Below are 4,867 nucleotides of genomic sequence, written 5' to 3' on the forward strand. Positions count from 1 at the left end.
AGTTAATGCCCTTTTGTATAGGATAGAGGTATATTTAATTATTTGTAAAACTGACTTTCGTTTGATTTAGGTTCATTATAACCTTCCATGTCATTCAAATTTCCTCTTTCAGAATGCTCAATAATATCTTCTGCTAAATCAGCAGAATCTTGATATTCCTCGGTTTCTGCTACGGGTTCTTGAATTACCGTTGGCGGCGATGTTTGAGGTCGTGCTTCATTAGGGTCATTTATAGGTCTTTGGTTGCCAGTTTCCTCGGTTGAGGGTTCAATTTCTGGTTCGGGTGTTGGATAACCTTGTCCAGTTCCTGAATCTCTTACTGCTTCTCCTAAAGGGCCGTCCCACGTTTTTTCTTCACTTTGAACAATCACTTTATTTGGCATTTCTCCACCCTTTAAGTCCTGATCAGAAGGAAGGTATTGACTTTGATTATTTTGTTGATTTTCCATGTTCTTATTGATTTGTTTCTATACTATTGACATCACCAATTCTATTCCACCAATCAAATAAAATTTGTGGAATAAAAGTTGTTCTTTTTTGTGGATTCTATATACAACTTAGGGATTTTATACCTCAAATGCGGACAGTTTTAGGAAAAATAATTGGAGAAACTAAAATTTTAGTATATTCACCTAATTATTTAGTTGTTATACTTAAAACCCTTCAAAACATGAAAAATCTTTTCATTATCTCGTGCCTTTTTTTCTGTTTATTTCACATCCAAACATTTTCTCAAAACGACGTTCAATCCATTGATGGATTGATGCAAAAAGGGCAATATAATCAAGCTCTGGTAATTTTGGAAAAATTAAATACGGGTGATAGTACACAAGTCGAAATGCTGCAAAAACAAGCTTTTTGCAACTTCAAATTAGGGCGTATTTCTCAATCTAAAAAATTGTATTATTCCGCTTTAAAAAAGAGCCCAGAATCATCAGAAATTCTGTTGCAAATTGCTGCAATATCAGAAAAGGAGAATAATTATTTGGAGGCTTTTAAATTACATCAAAAACTTAATCAATTAGATACAACCAATACATTTTATTGGAAAGAATTAGCCCGTATAAGTGTACGTATGGAACATTCAAAAGAGGCCATTGCTTATTTGAAAAAAGCAGTGATTTTAGATGAAAATGATATGGAAAGTATTGCCAGTTTAGCGAATCTATATCTCAATATTCCCCAAGATGATTTGGCAAAACCGCTTATTGAAAAGGGTTTTAATTTAGATAGTTCTTCTATCAAAATTAGGTATTTGAGAAGTAGATTATTTTATCGAGGAAGTGACTTTGAAGGGGTTAGGAAAGAGATTTTATATGTAATGAGTTTGGGAGATTCAACAGCTTATTACCAAAGATTATTAGGAACGGCCTATTACCAAATGGATAGTATTCCGCAATCTATTGCTACTTTCAAAAGGCTGATAGCAGTAGGAGAGGACACTGAAAACGTAAGAGCAGGATTGGCATTTGCTTTACTGAAATCTACCGAAAAAAACCACGAAATTTTACAAGAAGCAAACCAGAATTTTAATCAAGCAATTGGTTTAGGAACGTCCGATAGAATTTCAGATTATGAGTTGGGAATTGCGGATGTTTATGATAAAAATGGGGATACAGATTTAGCTATAAAAGCACTTCAAAAAATTGTTAATTATCGCCCAAAAGCAGTTTTTAGATTAGCCGAAATATATGAAAAAAAGAAGAATGATAAAGAAATGGCTTTGATATTTTATCAAGAATATATCAGAACTTGTGGAAAATTGAAAAAGCCAACGGCTGATTGTAAATTTATTGAATTAGCGACTCGTAGAATCAATGAATTGAACCCAAAAATGAAGTTGGAATTGCCAAAAATAATGGCTCAAAAAGATTCAATAGAAGTAGAAGTTGATACAGTTAGGCATGATTAGATAAACAAATGGCGACTTCGCTTCACACGAAGTCGCCACTAAAATATTACATACCAACTTTCGGCAAAACGGGTAAACTTTCATTTCCATCTTCGCTAACTGCCTCAACAGCAAAGAAATAATGATCTTTTGAATAAGGAAGAACGATTCCGTTTTTGGTGGTAAAAATCTTCTTTTGCCAAAATGGTTGGTAAGTTTCACGCATCAAAACGTAATAACCTTTTACTTTCCCAGTTTTTGGTGCTTGCCAAAATAAAGTGGTTGAATTGGTTAAATTTTTAGTATCAATCGTTAAGTTTTGAACCGTGGCTGGTGCTTTTGCTAAGTTTGAAAGTGTTGCTAAGTTCATGGCTGTATTTTTACGAAGATATTCAAAGTCCATTGCTTCGGGAACGTCGCCGTATTTTATGCCTTTGTCAGTGCGTAAATCTTGGTGTTGATGCTCATAATTTTCGTTCATTTCCGTAATTCTAACGGCAGGAAATCCTTTTTGTACGAATGGCGTATGGTCGCCTCCCCGCAAGAATCGGTCATTTCTATACACCATCACTACTTCCAAATTATCTACATAACGTTCGCCAACTTCTTTTGCGTAACGAGCCAAAGTACGAGATTTGCCATCATTTTCTTGGCCAAAATTACGAATACTCAATGCTTTTTTATCTAATTCGAAAAAGGGCAAACCTTCACTAAAAATCCGAATTCTGGTATTGTCAATAATGTTAGTTTCGTTAGAATTATTTGAACCCATAATATCATTATTCAAAATGCCTTCGATGTTGGTTTTTTCCTCAATCGCTTGACTTGCAAAATGTTCAGCTCCCAAAAGCCCTTGTTCTTCACCGCTTACAACCAAGAAAATCACCGTTGCGGGGAATTTTGCCTTTGCCATAACTCTGGCCAATTCAATCACTGCGGCCGTTCCTGAACCGTCGTCATTGGCTCCTGGGGCATCATCGGTACGATTCATTACATTAGAAACACGGCTATCAATGTGTCCAGAAACTAAGAAAACACGGTCGTCATTGGCATCCGAACCTTTTAGTGTGGCAATTACATTCCCCATTTGGATGTCCACATCAACTCTTTTGGTATCGGCTTTTTGCGTCCACGAGTCAATTTTAGCGGTCATTCTTCCGTCAGATTGTTTGGCAAATTCTTGAAAACGACTCAAAACCCAAGCCCTTGCCGCTCCGATACCTTTTTTTGAATCCGTGGTTGTGCTGAGCGTACTGCGTGTACCAAAACTGACCAACTTTAGAATATGAGATTTTAGACTATCCGAATTAATTTCCGAAACCATATTTTCAATAATGGGGTCTCGTTGAATAGTTTTTTGGGAAAAAACGGAAGTGAAAGTAGCATTAGTTAGAAGGAAAGTAATAAAAAGTTTTTTCATGGATGATTTTAGATTGATGATGAATTATAAAAATACGGATAATTCTCCAATTAGTCTTGTACGGATTTATAATTTTGTATTTTAATTTCTTTAACCATGCTTTTGTTGAAAATAAAAAAAGGTTCAGCAATTTACGAAAAAAGCTGAACCTTTTGAAAGTTATGTTACCGTATAAAACCTACTGTTCCGTATAATGAAAAGTCAATCCACCATCCACATAATAAGTTGAACCCGTTACGTATTTAGCATCTTCGGAAGCTAAGAAAGCTACTACGCCCGCTACATCTTCGGGTTCGCCCAAACGTGCGAGTGAAATGTTGTTTTTCAAAGTTGCCAACAATGCTGGGTCGCTCAAAAGTTTAGCATTAATGGGTGTTTTAATGGCTCCTGGTGCAACGTTATTAATCCTGATTCCTAAAGGAGCTAATTCTACGGATAAATTACGCATCACCATTTGCATACCGCCTTTACTGGCACAATAGGGCGTAAAATTAGGAAAAGGTAATTCTTCGTGGACCGAACTATTGTTGATAATTACGCCCGTACGGTTGTTTTCTTTCACGAATCTTACAAAGGCTTGCGTCAAGAAAAACATTCCTTTCAAATTGGTATCCATCACGGCATCGTAATCTTTTTCCTCAACTTCCCAAAATGGAGCGTTGATTTCAATGCCGGCATTATTGACTAAAATATCAATTTGTCCGAAGGTATCAAGTGCTTCTTTTACCATCGCATAGACGGCTGGTACTTGCGAAATATCCGACTGAATAAAATGGGCTTTTGCACCCGTTTCTTCCACTTGACGAATGGTTTCTGCCACATTTTCATCGTTACTTCTGCCCGTGAAAACAATATCTGCGCCTTCTTGAGCAAAACGAACGCATATTGCTCGACCAATACCACGACCTCCGCCAGTAATGAGGACTACTTTTCCTTTAAATCTTTCCATTAGTTTTCAGTTATTTGTCTTAGTATTTGAATAATTAAGTTCTTATGTTGTTTAACTGAAAACTCTTTTTTAAAGTTCTACACACTCATCTTCTTCTAAAAGCCAACAATAATTCTGTGCCATGATAAACGTACATTCTTTCGCCTTCTATCACGAAATTTTGGGTAAGTGGTAATAATTCAAAAAAGGCTTTTTCTTTGTCCATCAAGTTGCAAGTTGATTTTGTATTGCCAATGTTTTCAAAGCGAACTCGGTTTTTATCTAAATCTCTCAAAGTGCCAAAATAACGATTGCAAGGGCCTTGACCAAAGACTTTTTTCTGGGCGAAATCCAGCGTCATGGTTGCTTCAAAGCCTTTGGCTTCGAGTCCGTTATTTTTATAAATAAAATCGGTGAGAATCCATTCTGTGGCTCGACTTTTATTGACGGGTGGCGATGGTGTTCCTACCACCTTCGAACTCGTAATTATGTTGGATTCGATGGCGGTTTTGCTAATTATTCGTTTTAAAACGTATTTAAATATTGAGCCATCCGCTAAACCTTCGGGAACATCCACAATTTCGATAAGTAATTGATATTCAAATCCTTGTTCGTGTTTAAATCCTTC

Annotated in this window: 5 protein-coding genes; 1 reads left to right on the forward strand and 4 read right to left on the reverse strand. The window is 36.2% G+C overall.

Features of this window, described 5'->3' with window-relative positions; genetic code table 11:
* Positions 1–38: 38 nt before the first annotated feature.
* The gene (locus AC1W31_RS20440; protein ID WP_481736354.1) at positions 39–449 is read right to left on the reverse strand and encodes a hypothetical protein; all 411 of its coding nucleotides are present in this window, start codon (positions 447–449) and stop codon (positions 39–41) included.
* 221 nt (positions 450–670) lie between these two features.
* Between AC1W31_RS20440 and AC1W31_RS20445 the strand changes: the two genes are divergently transcribed.
* Positions 671–1,912 carry a tetratricopeptide repeat protein gene (locus AC1W31_RS20445; RefSeq protein WP_481736355.1) on the forward strand — a complete coding sequence of 414 codons (1,242 nt, stop codon included), beginning with the start codon at positions 671–673 and terminating at the stop codon, positions 1,910–1,912.
* A gap of 46 nt (positions 1,913–1,958) precedes the next feature.
* Here AC1W31_RS20445 and AC1W31_RS20450 read toward each other — a convergent pair whose 3' ends face one another.
* The 3 genes from AC1W31_RS20450 to AC1W31_RS20460 form a co-directional block, all read right to left on the reverse strand.
* The gene (locus tag AC1W31_RS20450; RefSeq protein WP_481736356.1) at positions 1,959–3,311 is read right to left on the reverse strand and encodes a M20/M25/M40 family metallo-hydrolase; all 1,353 of its coding nucleotides are present in this window, start codon (positions 3,309–3,311) and stop codon (positions 1,959–1,961) included.
* Positions 3,312–3,489: 178 nt separating this feature from the next.
* A complete protein-coding gene (locus AC1W31_RS20455; RefSeq protein ID WP_481736357.1) occupies positions 3,490–4,260 on the reverse strand; it encodes an SDR family NAD(P)-dependent oxidoreductase in 771 nt (256 codons plus the stop codon).
* Between the two features lie 85 nt (positions 4,261–4,345).
* Positions 4,346–4,867 (reverse strand): META domain-containing protein (locus AC1W31_RS20460; RefSeq protein ID WP_481736358.1); only part of this gene is annotated, 522 nt, incomplete at its 5' end.

The organism is Arcicella sp., assembly GCF_964672035.1.

What these genes read in the sequence shown, in the direction of transcription:
- AC1W31_RS20440 (WP_481736354.1), bottom strand. Translation starts at nt 449, where the DNA reads ATGGAAAATCAACAAAATAATCAAAGTCAATACCTTCCTTCTGATCAG.
- AC1W31_RS20445 (WP_481736355.1), top strand. Translation starts at nt 671, where the DNA reads ATGAAAAATCTTTTCATTATCTCGTGCCTTTTTTTCTGTTTATTTCAC.
- AC1W31_RS20450 (WP_481736356.1), bottom strand. Translation starts at nt 3,311, where the DNA reads ATGAAAAAACTTTTTATTACTTTCCTTCTAACTAATGCTACTTTCACT.
- AC1W31_RS20455 (WP_481736357.1), bottom strand. Translation starts at nt 4,260, where the DNA reads ATGGAAAGATTTAAAGGAAAAGTAGTCCTCATTACTGGCGGAGGTCGT.